At 62.4% G+C, this 14,141-nt stretch carries 12 protein-coding genes; 4 read left to right on the top strand and 8 right to left on the bottom strand.

Going from position 1 to position 14,141, the window contains the following annotated elements:
• Positions 1 to 38: 38 nt before the first annotated feature.
• From CO655_RS07455 to CO655_RS07440, 4 genes are all read right to left on the bottom strand, one after another.
• The gene (locus tag CO655_RS07455; RefSeq protein WP_097664239.1) at positions 39 to 2,285 is read right to left on the bottom strand and encodes a glycoside hydrolase family 2 TIM barrel-domain containing protein; all 2,247 of its coding nucleotides are present in this window, start codon (positions 2,283 to 2,285) and stop codon (positions 39 to 41) included.
• A 254-nt stretch (positions 2,286 to 2,539) separates the two neighbouring features.
• A complete protein-coding gene (locus CO655_RS07450) occupies positions 2,540 to 3,451 on the bottom strand; it encodes an SMP-30/gluconolactonase/LRE family protein (protein WP_097664238.1) in 912 nt (303 codons plus the stop codon).
• A 94-nt stretch (positions 3,452 to 3,545) separates the two neighbouring features.
• On the bottom strand, positions 3,546 to 4,367 hold the full coding sequence (locus tag CO655_RS07445) for an SDR family oxidoreductase (protein ID WP_097603824.1): 822 nt from the start codon (positions 4,365 to 4,367) through the stop codon (positions 3,546 to 3,548).
• A gap of 88 nt (positions 4,368 to 4,455) precedes the next feature.
• Positions 4,456 to 5,637 (bottom strand): phytanoyl-CoA dioxygenase family protein, encoded by a 1,182-nt coding sequence (locus CO655_RS07440; RefSeq protein ID WP_097603825.1) that lies wholly within the window; start codon positions 5,635 to 5,637, stop codon positions 4,456 to 4,458.
• Between the two features lie 96 nt (positions 5,638 to 5,733).
• Here CO655_RS07440 and CO655_RS07435 point away from each other — a divergent pair, with 96 nt between their 5' ends.
• Entirely contained in the window at positions 5,734 to 6,759 is a 1,026-nt protein-coding gene (locus tag CO655_RS07435) for a LacI family DNA-binding transcriptional regulator (RefSeq protein WP_097664237.1), read from the top strand.
• A 63-nt stretch (positions 6,760 to 6,822) separates the two neighbouring features.
• Positions 6,823 to 8,040, top strand: a complete 1,218-nt coding sequence (locus CO655_RS07430) for an adenylate/guanylate cyclase domain-containing protein (RefSeq protein ID WP_097603827.1) — start codon at positions 6,823 to 6,825, stop codon at positions 8,038 to 8,040.
• Between the two features lie 12 nt (positions 8,041 to 8,052).
• Here CO655_RS07430 and CO655_RS07425 read toward each other — a convergent pair whose 3' ends face one another.
• From CO655_RS07425 to CO655_RS07410, 4 genes are all read right to left on the bottom strand, one after another.
• Positions 8,053 to 8,832, bottom strand: coding sequence for an SDR family NAD(P)-dependent oxidoreductase (locus tag CO655_RS07425; protein WP_097664236.1), 780 nt, complete (start codon positions 8,830 to 8,832; stop codon positions 8,053 to 8,055).
• A 77-nt stretch (positions 8,833 to 8,909) separates the two neighbouring features.
• On the bottom strand, positions 8,910 to 9,305 hold the full coding sequence (locus CO655_RS07420) for a DoxX family protein (RefSeq protein WP_010027505.1): 396 nt from the start codon (positions 9,303 to 9,305) through the stop codon (positions 8,910 to 8,912).
• A 97-nt stretch (positions 9,306 to 9,402) separates the two neighbouring features.
• Complete coding sequence (gene dgoD, locus CO655_RS07415) at positions 9,403 to 10,551, bottom strand: galactonate dehydratase (protein ID WP_097664235.1); 1,149 nt, start codon at positions 10,549 to 10,551, stop codon at positions 9,403 to 9,405.
• 62 nt (positions 10,552 to 10,613) lie between these two features.
• Positions 10,614 to 11,375 carry a FadR/GntR family transcriptional regulator gene (locus CO655_RS07410; protein WP_176539225.1) on the bottom strand — a complete coding sequence of 254 codons (762 nt, stop codon included), beginning with the start codon at positions 11,373 to 11,375 and terminating at the stop codon, positions 10,614 to 10,616.
• 202 nt (positions 11,376 to 11,577) lie between these two features.
• Between CO655_RS07410 and CO655_RS07405 the strand changes: the two genes are divergently transcribed.
• Positions 11,578 to 12,561 carry an arabinose ABC transporter substrate-binding protein gene (locus tag CO655_RS07405; protein ID WP_097603832.1) on the top strand — a complete coding sequence of 328 codons (984 nt, stop codon included), beginning with the start codon at positions 11,578 to 11,580 and terminating at the stop codon, positions 12,559 to 12,561.
• Positions 12,562 to 12,629: 68 nt separating this feature from the next.
• Positions 12,630 to 14,135: an L-arabinose ABC transporter ATP-binding protein AraG gene (araG, locus tag CO655_RS07400; protein WP_097664233.1), complete on the top strand. Its 1,506-nt coding sequence runs from the start codon at positions 12,630 to 12,632 to the stop codon at positions 14,133 to 14,135.
• Positions 14,136 to 14,141: the final 6 nt, after the last annotated feature.

Below are 14,141 nucleotides of genomic sequence, written 5' to 3'. Positions count from 1 at the left end.
TCGATCCAGACAGCCAGATGCGGATCGCGTGATGGCCGTCAGGCGGCGGCCGTCACAGTGAGGGTCACCGGCGCGAAACGCGAGGAGATCGCTTCGACGGTGATCTCGCCGACCAGACCCGTCGCCTCCAGCCAGAAGCCGGCGGTGCCGCCTTGCAGCGGCGCATTGGCCGGGCCGACGATTTTTCCGGGTCCATGCACTTTCAGCGAAATGCTGTCGTTCATGAAGGGCAGGCGCTGGCCGCATTGGTCGAGGGCGCGAATGATGACGCGGGTGCTGTCGCGTTCCCGGGCTTTCAGCGTGTGGCTGTCGGCGACGATTTCCAGCGTGGTCGGCAGAGGATCGGCGGCAAACGTCAGGCTCGCCACCGGCTCGCCGCCGATATAACCGGTCAAGGTGCCGTCGATCCATTCCAGACCCCAGGTGCCGAGCTCGTCGGCGGTGAAGTGGCGATGATCGAGAACGACGGGCGGATGCGGCAGATGCGGATAATTCTCGCGGTCCGGGCCGATGCGCTTGCTGAGCCCGCCATATTGCAGTTCCACCTCGTCGCAATTGGTCAGGATGATCAGCGGCAGCACGCCGCCGATATTGCGCTCGCCGCGCGCCCAGAAGGTCACCGGCTTCATGACGATCTCGTCGGACGGGTCGCACTGGCTGATATAGGCATAGGCGGCGAATTTCGGCTCGCGGAACATGTCCATGACGCCGTGATAGCAGATGCGGTCGCCCGAGCCGAAATCCTTGTGGGTGTTGTAATCGAACATGCACCAGCCGATGGCGCCCGAGATATCGGGGTCGCCATAGGCGGCATTCAGCACCTCCAGGTGACGGCGCACATGCTCGGCCTGGCGCTGCTCCTGGTCATAGATCTTCGTCGGGTGCATGTGGCCGTTGAACTCGGTGATGAGATACGGCACTTTTTTCGACAGCCCGGTATTTTCCTCTTGGCCGCGCAATGCGGTGCGCGGGCGGTTGGCGCCCGGCAGCTCCTCGTTGCCGAGGATGAAGTCGTTCATCGTATAGACGTCCTCGAGCAGCTCGCTCTCGGTGATGTAACGCACGCCGCCGGTCTGGCGGGTGCTGTCGAGCTCGCGGGCGAGGCGATTGGTCTCGGCGTAAAAATCGTGATTATCCTGCGATTCGTTGATGCGCACGCCCCAGATGATGATCGAGGGATGGTTCCAGTCGCGCTCGATCATGCGGCGGACGTTTTCGATCGATTCCTTCTGCCAGTCGGCATCGCCGATATGCTGCCAGCCGGGGATCTCCTCGAAGACCAGCAGGCCGATCGCATCGCAGCGGTCGAGGAACCATTTCGACTGCGGATAATGCGAGGTGCGGACGATATTGCACTTCAGCACGCTCTTCATGATGTCGGCGTCGCGCTCCTGGGCGGAGCGGCCGGCGGCATAACCGACATAGGGGAAGGACTGATGACGGTTGAGGCCGCGCAGCTTGAGCGGCTTGCCGTTCAAGAGAAAACCTTCCGGCGTGAATTCGGCGGTGCGGAAGCCGAAGCGGGAGGAGACACGGTCGGAGCCATGCTCCGTCCTGAGTTCGACGGTGACTTCGTAGAGCGTGGGATCGGTGATGTCCCAGAGGGTAATGCCGGTGAGGCCGCCGAAGGAAAGCCTGGTGCGGTCGCCGATCGTCTCGGTTGCTGCGGTGGCGATCACCGCGCCGTCTGACTGCTTCAGCGTGGCGGTGACGGTCGCCGAGAAGCTGCGGCCCTCGGGATTGGCGATATCGACGCGGATGGTTGCCGATTTCTCCGGAGCGAGAACGTCCGCGGTTTCGATCTTGAGATTGCGGATCGACACCGGATCGGTGACCTTCAGCCAGACGTCGCGGTAGATGCCGGCATAGGTCAGATAATCGATGCGGCCGCCGAAGGGCGGGATCTCAGGATTTTCGCTGCCGTCGATCTTGACGGTCACGAGGTTCTCGCCCTTGATGAGCTTGCCGGTGAAACGGGCCTCGAAGGGGGTGTAGCCGTCCTTGTGGGCGATGATTTCTTCGCCGTTCAGATAGACGACGCTGTCGGCCATGGCGGCGTCGAAAACGAGCGAAACCTCGCGGTCCTCGAATTCGGGCAGCCAGCGCAGCACTTTCTGATAGGTGAAGGCACGCTGATAGCTTTTCTCGTCGAAATAGTTGAACGGCAATTCGACGGCGGTATGGGGCAGGCTGGCCGACTTGGCGGCGTCGAAGCTTTCGAGCAGACGCTGGCCGAAGCCCTCGTGGAAACTCCAGCCTTCGTTGAAGGAAACGACGGAACGCATCTCAGGCTCTCCCGGTCATGGCATCAGAAGTGGTGCGGCGCCCTTCGGCGCGTGAAAATCGAGTCATCGGGACATCCCTTCTTGATGCAATGGATCTGCGGGCTGCCAGAACAGGATGTTGTCCGAAACCGCTCACAGGTTTCGGCCTCATGCTCTGAAGCACGCACATCGAATCTCATTCGTGTGACGCGCTTTAGCTTTTTTTATGCAAGTCGTCATCCCGGAACGGCGATCTTCAAGCCGGTGCCTGATCCTCACGGATATTGGGCGCCGTTGGTCTTCGTATAGATCGAATAGACCGAGCGCGTCGCGGTGATGAAGAGCCGGTTTTTCTTGGGGCCGCCGAAGGTGAGGTTGGAGACCGTCTGCGGCACCCTGATCTTGCCGAGCAGCGTGCCGTCGGGCGAAAAGCAATGCACGCCGTCGCCGGCACTCGTCCAGAGATTGCCGCTGACGTCGAAGCGGAAGCCGTCGGGATTGCCGACATCGAGGCTGCAGAAATAGCGGCTGTTTGCGAGCCTCCTGCCGTCGACGACGTCGAAAACTCTTATATGGCGTGGCACGTCATGCTTGGCCGAGCCGGAATCGGCGATGTAGAGTTTCGTCTCGTCGGGCGAGAAGGCAAGGCCGTTCGGCTGGATGAAATCCTCGACGACGGCCTCGATTGCGCCGCTTGAAGGGTCGATCCGGTAAACGTTTCGGGTTGGCTGCTCGGGCTCGGCCTTGTGGCCCTCGTAATCGGACAGGATGCCGTAGGTCGGATCGGTGAACCAGATCCCGCCATCGGAATGGACGACGACATCGTTCGGCGAGTTCAGCCGTTTGCCCCTGTAGCTGTCGGCGAGAACGGTGATGCTGCCGTCGAGTTCGGTGCGGGTGACGCGGCGGCCGCCATGTTCGCAGGAGATAAGTCGGCCCTGCCGGTCGCGGGTGTTGCCGTTGACGTAATTGGAGGGCGAGCGGAAGACCGAGACCGTGCCGTCGGGCGTCCAGCGCATCATGCGTTCGTTCGGGATATCGCTCCAGAGCAGGCAGTTGAGGTCGGAAAACCAGACCGGGCCTTCCGTCCAGCGGCAGCCGCCATAGAGTTCCTCGAGCGCGGCGCTGCCGATGACCAGGGCGCCGAAACGTTCATCGCGGATGTCGTAAAGCGGATTGTCGGCCACGCCAGTTCCTCCCTGAATGCTGCCGCCCTTTTCCTAGCGACAAATGCTGGGAGGTGCCAGAGCCCGGCGAGCGGAAATGCCGGGCTCCGGTTTTTCAGAGGGCGGCGACCGGATGCGGCGAGCCGTCGTAAGCCCCCCAGATCGACTGGTCGAAGCAGATGACCGAGCCGGTCATCAGTCCGGATTCGGCCGACGACAGGTAAGCGCAGGCGCGCGCCACCTCATGCGGATCGACGAGGCGGCCGAAGGGCTGGCTGGCGGCCGCCTTCTCCAGCCAGTCGGCGGGTGCATCGTGATATTCGCGCTGAATGCGGTCCTCGCCCTCGGAAGCCATCCAGCCGATGTTGAGGCCGTTGACGCGGATGCGGTTGCGCAAGAGCGCATAGGCGGTGTTCTTCGTCAGCGTTTCCAGCGCGCCCTTGGAGGCGCAATAAGCGGCGATGAAGGGCTGGCCGGCTTTGGCCGACATCGAGCCGATATTGACGATCGTGCCTTCGGTCTTTTCGCGGCGCATGACCTTCACCGTCTCCTGCATCAGGAAAAACGGCGCGCGCACATTGACGGCGAACATGGCGTCGAAGAGTTCAGGACTGGTATCGAGGATGGTGCCGCGATCGGTGATGGCGGCGGCATTGACCAGCGCGTCGACCCGGCCGAAGGCCTCGTCGCAGGCGTGCACGACATTCCGCGCGTCTTCGACCTTGCCGAGGTCGGCCTTGACGTAGACGACCCTGGTGCCGGTTGCAGCGGATATCTCCGCTGCCTTCGCCTCGCCCTTGGCTTCGTTGCGGCCGCAAATGACGATGCCTTTCGCACCGCGTTCGGCGAAGAGACGGGCAATGGTGGCGCCCAGCCCTTGCGTGCCGCCGGTGACGATCGCAATCTTGCCGTCAAGGCGGCCGTGGTTCGTGCTCATGGGGTTCCTCCTCGGTGGTGATGCGCGAATGGCCTCCCGCGGGTACGGGAGGCGGTTATGTCAACGTGTGTGGCTCCAGTCTCCAAGTTCAGCTCAGCTTCTTCCTCGCCTGCTCGGCAAGCGCCGCCGTAAAGGCCTCGTCGCTCCAGCCTTCCTTCAATGCCTCGTGCATCAACTGTGCCTGCGTCTTCGGTGCCAGGCCGCCGAGCGGCGGGTCGCGGTCGAGATTGGTCGGGAAGGAATAGCCTTCGGCGCAAGCGGCGACGGCGTTGGTGATTTCATCGGGTGGAAGCCTGCCCTGCAAGGTTTTCAACGCGGGAAAGAGCCTGGCGCTCATCCTCTCGCGATTGACGGTTTCCATTGCGCGGCCGAAGGCGGAAGAAACCTGCAGGAGGTTGGCGACGCGTTTGATGTCGGCCGAGCGGTTGGTGCCGGCGGCGTGAAAGAGGGCGGGATTGAAGAAGACGACATCGCCTTTTTCGAGCGGCAGCTGCACGTGGTTGGCTTCGAAATAATCGCGGAACTCCTGGCGCTTCAGCGCGAGATAACCCGGCACATAGGTCTGGCTGTGCGGCAGGAAGAGCGTCGGGCCGCTTTCGAGCGGCATGTCGCAATGGGCGATCGCGCCTTGCAGCGTCAGCACCGGCGAGAGCCGGTGCACATGCGCCGGAAACTGCTCGATCACCTCAGACGATTGGAAGCCGAGATGGTAGTCGCGGTGCGCCGACTGTGCTGCGCCGCCCGGATTGACGCGGTTGACCTGCGCCGTCATCTGATAGCTCGGGCCGAGCCAGGCTTCGCTTGCCAGCGCGACGATGGCGTTGCCGTAATATTCGGCGAAATTTGCCGGATCGGCGAGGCAGTGTTTTTCCAGCGAATTCCAGATGCGGTCGTTGGCGCCGGGCTTGGCGAAGTGATCGCCGCCGCCGGTCGAGGTGCGATGCTGTTCCTCGATGATCTGATCGAAGATCGCGCTGGCGCGGTCGATGATGCCGGTATGCTCGTAAGCATGTTTGAATACGATGACGCCGGGACCGTCGCCGAAGGCCTCGCAGATTTCGGCCAGCACGGCGCGCCGGTCTTCCGCTGCCGCTGCCATCACCTTGCGGCTGTCATAAATCAGGATGTTTTTCTCGACCGCTGACGCGGTGGGATAATCGGCAAGCGCGGTCGTCTTTTCCGCAAGACGGCGAAAATCGGCAAGATCGCAGGCATCTTCGGAGAGCCAGACACGGTCGGCGCGCAATTTCTGCTGGTTATCGGTTTTCATCCCAGGCTCCTCCCTGTTTCCGATGAGGCACTATACGCCGCGATGCGCGGTGATGTAGATCAGGAATCCATCAAAAAACCATCAGGAAGGGCTCCCATGGCGCATCCTTTTCTCGTCAAGGACATCGCTTTTCAGGCCGGACTGAGCACCGCCACCGTCGACCGGGTGCTGAACGGCCGGCCGGGCGTGCGGCAACAGACGGAAATGCGGGTGAGAGCGGCGATCGCGGAGCTGGAGAAGCAGCAGACGGGGGCGATGAGCAGCGGGCGCACGCTGGCGATCGATATCGTCATGGAGACGCCGCAGCGTTTCAGTGATGCGGTGCGGGCCGCCTTCGAGGCCGAGATGGCAACCTTTCTTCCCGGCGTCTTTCGTTGCCGCTTCCACTTTGCCGAAGTGCTGAAGCCGGCAGAACTTGTGCAGCTTCTCGACCGCATCCGGCTGCGCGGCACGCACGGCATCGTGCTCAAGGCACCTGATGTCGGCGAGGTCGTTGCCGCCGTCGCGCGGGCGGATGCGGCCGGGATTCCCGTGGTGACGCTGGTGACCGACCTGCCGAATTCGGCGCGCATCGCCTATGCCGGCGCTGACAACCGGGCGGCGGGAGAAACTGCGGCCCATCTTGTCGGCGAATGCCTCGGGAGTGACGGCGGCAAGGTGCTGGTGACGCTGTCGAGCGGGCGGTTCCGCGGCGAGGAGGAGCGCGAAATCGGTTTTCGCCGCGTCATCCGCGCCCATTACCCCGAGATCGGCGTCACCGAAATCAGCGAGGGGCACGGCAGCGATGCGGCGACGGGAACGCTTGCGGCGGCAGCGCTCGCGGCCGATTCCGCGATCAATGCCGTCTATTCGATCGGCGGCGGCAACCGAGCCGTGCTGGCGGCCTTCGAAGCCGCCCACCTTCCGGTCCGCGTCTTTGTCGCCCATGATCTCGATGCCGACAATCGGGCTTTGCTTGCGGGACGCCGGATCGGCTTCGTGCTGCATCATGATCTCAGAACCGATGCGCGTTCGGCCTTCAGGGCGATCATGAGCCGCGAGGCCTCAGCCCGGCGGGCGGTTCCGGCCTTGCTTTCAGCGGTTGAAATCATCACGCCCTACAACATGCCGGCCGGCGATTGAGCCAATCGGCTTTCCATCGATGCCGGATTTGGGCTAAAGCTTGATATCAGCGAGGTAAGCGGCATGGATTACAGCGACGTCAGCACAATTGCGGCCTGGGTTACGGAGCAGGGACTGAAGGGCGCTTCGGAAGCCGAACTGATGACCGGCTTCTGCGCGGCCTGCCGGAATGCCGGCCTGCCGCTCGACCGCGGCCTGGCGCTGATGGACACGCTGCACCCCGTGCATGAGGGCCGAGCCTTCCGCTGGGACAGCGTGGAGGAGATTGAAGCCGAATTCGAATACGGTCCGACGAGCTCGGGCGAAGCGGCCGCGAACTGGCAGCGCTCGGCCTTCTACCATCTCTGGTCGGGCAACGAGCGGGAGGTGCGCCGACGCCTGGGCTTCGGCGATCCGACCGATTTCAGCATGCTCGACAAGATCGCGGAAGCCGGTCACACGGATTTCGTGGCGATGATGCATCGTTTCAGCGAGGCCGGCACGATCGGCGAGATGGATTGCTTCTTCTCGCATTTCGCGACGAAACATCCTGAGGGTTTTTCCGATCACGATCTCGCCATCCTGCGCAAGCTCGTGCCGGTCCTCGGATTGGCGATCAAGTGCATCGCGCTCGGGCGCATCGCCCGCACCATCGCCGAAGTCTATCTCGGCGAGGACGCGGCGCGCCAGGTGATGGAAGGCAAGATCAGCCGCGGCAAGTCGGAGCGGATTTCGGCGGCGCTCTGGTTTTCCGATCTGTTGAACTACACCAAGATTTCCGACCGTGTGCCGCCCGAGGAAATCATCCCGCTGCTCAACGATTACAGCGAGGTGGCGATCTCGGCGATCCACGAGGCGGGCGGCAACGTGCTGAAGCTGATCGGCGACGGTGTGCTCGCGATCTTCAAGGGCGAGGTGCCGGCTGAGACATGCCGTGCGGCGCTCAGCGCCGAATCGCTGCTACGGGAAAAGCTCGCCGCGCTGAATGCCGCGCGCGCGGCCGACGGCCGGGCGACGACGGACGTCTATATCGGCTTGCATATCGGCGATGTCTTTTACGGCAATATCGGCAGCCAGGACCGGCTGGACTTCACCGTCATCGGCCCTGCCGTCAACGAGGTCAGCCGGATCGCCTCGATGTGCCGTTCGGTCGATCTCAACCTGCTGATCTCCTCTGATTTCGCTGCGGCCATACCCCAGGAAGAGCGTGCCGCGCTCGCATGTGTCGGACGTTATGCGTTGCGCGGCGTGCAGCGCGCGCAGGAACTGTATACGCTTGACAGCGCCCGACTGAACGGCTGATTTCCAGGGCCGTTAGCGCAAAAGGCTCTGGCCGCCATCGATCCAGATGGGCGTGCCGGTGATGTGACGGGCGTGGTCGGATGCGAGGAAGAGGATCGCCTCGGCGACATCCTCGCTCGAACCCTTCTTGCCGTTGGTGATCGGAATTTCGCCTTCCGGCCAAATGACCGGCACTTCGGTTTCCTCGCGATGGCGCATGGTGGTGTTGGCGGAAATGCCGGTTTCGATCGCTCCGGGGCAGACGGCATTGATGCGGATGCGATGTTTGCCGAGCTCCAGCGCAAGCTGCTGGACCATGGCAACTTGTGCCGCCTTGGTGGCGGTATAGGCGGTGGCGCCGGGTGTCGTAAAGGTGCGGGTGCCGTTGATCGAGGAGACGACGACGATGGAGCCGCCGTTCCGTTTCAGATAGGGCACGGTCAGATGCAGCGTCAGATAGGTGCCGCGCAGATTGACTGCCATCGTCTGATCCCATTCGTCAGGCTTCAGATCATCGATCGGTGCCCAGACGCCGTTGATGCCGGCATTGGCGACGACGATGTCGATGCCGCCGAAATCCTCGGTCATCCCTTCGATCGCCGCCCGCATCTGGGATTCGTCGCTCGTATCGGCGGTCAGTGCGATCGACCGGCCGCCGGCAGCGACGATCTCGTTGCAGGTTTCCTGTACTTCGCTTTCCGTGCGGCTGAGGACCGCGACCCTTGCGCCTTCGGCGGCAAGCTTCAATGCAGCCGCCTTGCCGATGCCGGAGCCTGCCCCCGTCACCAAGGCGCTCTTTCCCTCTAATGCCATGAGACGCTCCTCTGCCAAGTGGTGGAGAAGCAATGATCGCCGCGGCGCTTGGTTCCGGAACGATTGCAGAGCGATCGCTATTTCAACAGGCTGTAGCGCAGCGCCCATCTCTCCGGCCCATGGACGGCGGCGAAGAGCAGGCCGGCGAGGAAGGTGAAGTGATCGACGAAGAAGCCGAATTCGGCCTGGTTCTGCTGCCAACGAGACGGTCCGTGGAAGGCAAAGGCGAGGAAGATCACGTAGATGCCTGCGAGCAGGCTGGCTTCGGTAAAGAAGGCCCCGGAGATGAAGGCGAGCGCCAGCGCGATCTCGAAGAAGGCCGCGACCCAGGTCAGGAATGTCGCCATCGGAAAACCGGCGGCAGTGATATAGTCCGCCGTCGCGCCGATATCGGCGAATTTGAAGCCGGCGGCCATGAAGAAGATGAAGCTGAAGATGACGCGGGCGACGATGATTGCGATTGCTCTGGCCATGCTGACTCTCCTCTTTGAGTTTCCACTATGACGGATGAGACGGGCGACATCCGACACGGCGCATGAAAAAGGGCCGCTTGCGCGACCCCTCCAATCTTTACCACTCGGCGAAGCTGCCGTCAGCATGGCGCCAGATCGGGTTGCGCCAGCGATGGCCTTCCCTGGCGCGCTCGATGACATAGGCCTCATCGACCTCGATGCCGAGACCAGGCCCCTGCGGGATCGAGACGAAACCATCGGCATAGTGGAACACCTCCTTGTTGGAGATGTAATCGAGAATGTCGTTGCCGGTGTTGTAGTGGATGCCGAGGCTCTGCTCCTGGATGAAGGCATTGTAGCTGACGGCGTCGACCTGCAGGCAGGCGGCGAGCGCGATCGGGCCGAGCGGGCAATGCGGCGCCAGCGCCACGTCGTAGGCTTCGGCCATCGCCGCGATCTTGCGGCATTCGGTGATGCCGCCGGCATGCGAAAGATCCGGCTGGATGATGTCGACATAGCCGTCCGCAAGGACCTGCTTGAAGTCCCAGCGCGAAAAGAGCCGCTCGCCGAGCGCGATCGGCGTCGAGGTATGGTTGACGATGTCGCGCAGCGCTTCCTTGTTTTCGGAAAGCACCGGCTCCTCGATGAACATCAGCTTGTAGGGCTCGAGCTCCTTGGCGAGGACCTTGGCCATCGGCTTGTGCACGCGGCCGTGGAAATCGACGCCGATGCCGATATGCGGGCCGATCGCCTCACGGATGGCGGCGATGGTCTCGACCGCCTTCTCCACCTTCTCGTTGGTATCGACGATCTGCATTTCTTCGCAGCCGTTGAGCTTGATCGCCTTGAAGCCGCGGGCGACCACGTCCCTGGCATTGTTGGCGACATCGGCGGGCCGGTCGCCGCCGATCCAGGAATAGACCTTGATGCGGTCGCGGAGCTGGCCACCGAGCAGCGAATGGATCGGCTGTCCGAGGGCCTTGCCCTTGATGTCCCAGAGCGCCTGGTCGATGCCGGAGATGGCGCTCATATGGGCCGCGCCACCGCGATAGAAGCCGCCGCGATACATCACCGTCCAGTGGTCCTCGATCAGGAAGGGATCCTTGCCGATCAGGTAGTCTTCGAGCTCGTGGACGGCGGCCTCGACGGTCAGCGCGCGGCCTTCGACGACCGGCTCACCCCAGCCGACGATGCCTTCGTCGGTCTCGACCTTCAGAAACAGCCAGCGCGGCGGAACAATATAGGTGGTGAGTTTGGTGATCTTCATCGCGGTTCTTTCCGTCTTTTCTCATGTTTCAGGCGGCGGCGCCGCTCATTCCTCGGCAACCATCATTTCGTTCTGCCGATCACCTTTTCGGCGGCGGCAAGGTCGCGCACCGCAAGGTCGAGCATGCGGTTGGCGCATTCGCGGGCGCCGGTTTTGTCGCGCATGCGCAAAGCCTCGACCAGCTGGCCGTGAACGAGCACCGCATCCTCCCGGTTTTCGACGGCGATGTTGGAGGCATGCAATGCATATTTCAGCGCCGCATGGATGGCGCTCGACAGGCGGCGGAAGACCTGGTTGTGGCTGGCGGTGAGCAGCACCGTATGAAACATCACATCGGCGTCGGTGAAGCTTTCCGGTTCGCCGGCGCTGTCGCGCATCTGCCGCCAGGCCTTGTCGAGATCGGCGATTTCCTGGGCGCTGGCGCGTTCGGCGGCATATTCGGCGGCTGCCGGCTCTATGGTGCGCCGGGCTTCGAGAATGCAGCCCAGCAGGTCGAAGTCCTTGATGTAAGGCCCCATCCAGTCGAGCACCTCGGCGTCCAGGATATTCCACTCGTCCCTGTCGCAAACGGTCGTTCCGACCCGCGGCTTGCCGCGCACCAGTCCCTTGGATTCCAGCACTTTCAGCGATTCGCGAATGACGGTGCGGCTGACGCCGTAGAGCTCGCAGAGGTCGTTCTCGCGGGGCAGCGGCGAGCCCGAGGGATAGCGATCCGCACAGATATCCTGCGCGATCGCCGCCGTAACGTTACGGCGTACGCGCGGCCGGCGTTCGCTGCTGCTGGAGCTTTCCGCTCGGCCCTGTCCCTCAGATTCCAACTTCACCTCTCCGCAACTTGCTCCCGGGAAGCAACTGGACCTCATTATCCGAATTCGATCGGCTTTGCGACGGGCCCTCCCGGCTCTCGCTGTATCCTATTATTCCAATCATCATACATTGGCAATTGACTGGTATGATGATTTAACATAATTCATTGGACACTGCCGGGGAGGCAGTGGCTCGATTTCAGAGTTTAGGGAGAGAGACATGCGCTTGTTCAAAGCAGCTATTGTGGCTGGCGCTTTCGCCATCCTGGCAGCCGGCTCGGCATTTTCCGCCGACGTGAAGATTGGATTCATCGTCAAGCAGCCCGAGGAGCCGTGGTTTCAGGACGAGTGGAAATTCGCCGACCAGGCAGCGAAGGAGAAAGGCTTCACCGTCGTCAAGATCGGGGCCGAAGACGGCGAGAAGGTTCAGTCGGCGATCGACAATCTCGGCGCTCAGGGCGCGCAGGGCTTTATCGTCTGCACGCCCGACGTCAAGCTCGGCCCCGGCATCGTCGCCAAGGCGGAAGCCAACCAATTGAAGCTGATGACGGTCGACGACCGCCTCGTCAGCGCCGACGGCAAGCCGTTGGAGGACGTGCCGCATATGGGCATTTCGGCCACCAAGATCGGCGAGACCGTGGGGCAGGCCATCGTCGACGAGATCAAGAAGCGTGGTTGGGACATGAAGAATGTCGGCGCGATCCGGGTTTCTTACGATCAGCTGCCGACCGCGGTCGATCGCGTCGAGGGTGCGATTTCGGTGCTGAAGTCAGCCGGCTTCCCGGCCGAGAATATTTATGACGCACCGCAGGCGAAGACCGATACGGAAGCGGCGCTCAATGCCGCGACCACCGTTCTCAACAAACATGCCGATGTGAAATACTGGGTCGCCTTCGGCCTCAACGACGAAGCCGTTCTCGGCGCCGTCCGTGCTTCCGAATCGGTCGGCATCCCGGCGGCCAACATCATCGGTGTCGGCATCGGCGGGGCGGAATCGGCGATCAACGAATTCAAGAAGCCGGCGGCGACCGGTTTCTTCGGCACCGTCATCATCTCGCCGAAGCGTCATGGCTACGAGACGGCGATCAACATGTACGACTGGATCGCCAACGGCAAGGAGCCGGCAAAGCTGACGCTGACCTCCGGCTCGCTGGCGCTGCGCGGCGACTACGAGAAGGTCCGCAAGGATCTTGGCATCGAGTGATCATCTCCGGATGATGTCAATCCGGCAGCACCCAAGCGTGCTGCCGGATCCTTCTCGGCGGAGCGGTGATGGCTTTCCTCGAATTCAACAATATTTCCAAGGGCTATCCCGGCGTGCAGGCGCTGGCGAATGTTTCCTTCACCGTCGAGAAGGGCGCCGTCCACGGCCTGATGGGCGAAAACGGCGCCGGCAAATCAACGCTGATCCGCGTTCTTTCCGGCGATCAGACCGCCGATGACGGCAGCATCTTCATCGATGGTGAGGAACAAAAATACACCTCCGTGCGCGACGCCTTCCATGCCGGCATTGTCGTCATCCATCAGGAGCTGCAGCTCGTCCCGGAGTTGACGGTGGCCGAAAACCTCTGGCTCGGGCGCTTTCCGGCCAAGGGCGGCGTCATCCAGTCGAAGACGCTGATCGAAACGGTGCGCGCGAAACTCGAGGAGATCGGCATCGATGTCGATCCGTCGGCCAAGGTCAGCTCGCTTTCGATCGGCGCGCGGCAGATGATCGAGATCGCCAAGGCCGTGAAGCTCGACGCGCGGGTGATCGCGCTCGACGAGCCGACTTCCTCGCTTTCTTCGCGTGAAAGCGAAATCCTGTTTTCGCTGATCGGCAGGCTGAAGGCGAGGGGAGCCGTCATCCTTTACGTCTCGCATCGTCTCGACGAGATTTTTCGACTTTGCGACAGCCTGACGGTGCTGCGCGACGGCAAGCTTGCCGCCCATCACCCGAAGATCGCCGAGACGACGCGCGAACAGATCATTTCGGAAATGGTCGGGCGCGAGATCAGCAATGTCTGGGGATGGCGCGAACGCGCGCTCGGCGACATCCGGCTGGAGGTCAGGGGCCTATCCGGGCCGAGGCTACGCAATCCGATCAGTTTTTCCGTGCGCCAGGGCGAAATTCTCGGCTTCTTCGGCCTGATCGGCGCCGGCCGCAGTGAGATGGCGCGGCTGCTTTATGGCGCCGATGCCAGAGATCAGGGCCAGGTCACGATCGACAGCATTGCCGTCTCGCCCAACAATCCGAAGGCTGCCATCAAGGCCGGCATGGTGCTCTGCCCGGAGGATCGTAAATTCGACGGCATCATCCAAGGTCGGTCGATCGAAGAGAACATCGCCATTTCATCACGCCGGCACTTTTCGCCCTTCGGCATTCTGAAGCCGAAGATGGAGGCGGCACAGGCAGACCAATTTATCGCCAAGCTTTGGGTGCGCACACCGTCGCGCCGGCAGGACATCGTCAATCTCTCGGGCGGCAATCAGCAGAAGGTCATTCTCGGGCGCTGGCTCTCCGAGCAGGGCATCAAGGTTCTCGTCATCGACGAGCCGACCCGCGGTATCGACGTCGGGGCGAAGTCGGAAATCTACGACATTCTCTATGAGCTGGCGGCCGGCGGCATGGCGATCGTGGTGATATCGAGCGAGTTGCCCGAAGTCATGGGCATCTGCGATCGCATCATGGTGATGTGCCAGGGCAGGGTGGCGGCCAATGTCGCCCGGCCGGATTTCGACGAGCGCAGCATCCTGACGGCGGCACTGCCCGACAAGAACGCCGCCGGCACCATTTAAGATCAG

Origin of the sequence: Rhizobium sp. M1 (assembly GCF_002531805.1) — a bacterium.
Taxonomy (GTDB): Bacteria; Pseudomonadota; Alphaproteobacteria; order Rhizobiales; family Rhizobiaceae; genus Rhizobium; species Rhizobium etli_C.
Note: the sequence above shows the minus strand (reverse complement) of the source record. Positions and strands in the feature narration are given on the sequence as shown.

Coding starts and splice junctions, on each gene's coding strand:
- CO655_RS07455 (WP_097664239.1), bottom strand. CDS start 2,285: ATGCGTTCCGTCGTTTCCTTCAACGAAGGCTGGAGTTTCCACGAGGGC.
- CO655_RS07445 (WP_097603824.1), bottom strand. CDS start 4,367: ATGAGCACGAACCACGGCCGCCTTGACGGCAAGATTGCGATCGTCACC.
- CO655_RS07440 (WP_097603825.1), bottom strand. CDS start 5,637: ATGAAAACCGATAACCAGCAGAAATTGCGCGCCGACCGTGTCTGGCTC.
- CO655_RS07435 (WP_097664237.1), top strand. CDS start 5,734: ATGGCGCATCCTTTTCTCGTCAAGGACATCGCTTTTCAGGCCGGACTG.
- CO655_RS07430 (WP_097603827.1), top strand. CDS start 6,823: ATGGATTACAGCGACGTCAGCACAATTGCGGCCTGGGTTACGGAGCAG.
- CO655_RS07425 (WP_097664236.1), bottom strand. CDS start 8,832: ATGGCATTAGAGGGAAAGAGCGCCTTGGTGACGGGGGCAGGCTCCGGC.
- CO655_RS07420 (WP_010027505.1), bottom strand. CDS start 9,305: ATGGCCAGAGCAATCGCAATCATCGTCGCCCGCGTCATCTTCAGCTTC.
- dgoD (WP_097664235.1), bottom strand. CDS start 10,551: ATGAAGATCACCAAACTCACCACCTATATTGTTCCGCCGCGCTGGCTG.
- CO655_RS07405 (WP_097603832.1), top strand. CDS start 11,578: ATGCGCTTGTTCAAAGCAGCTATTGTGGCTGGCGCTTTCGCCATCCTG.
- araG (WP_097664233.1), top strand. CDS start 12,630: ATGGCTTTCCTCGAATTCAACAATATTTCCAAGGGCTATCCCGGCGTG.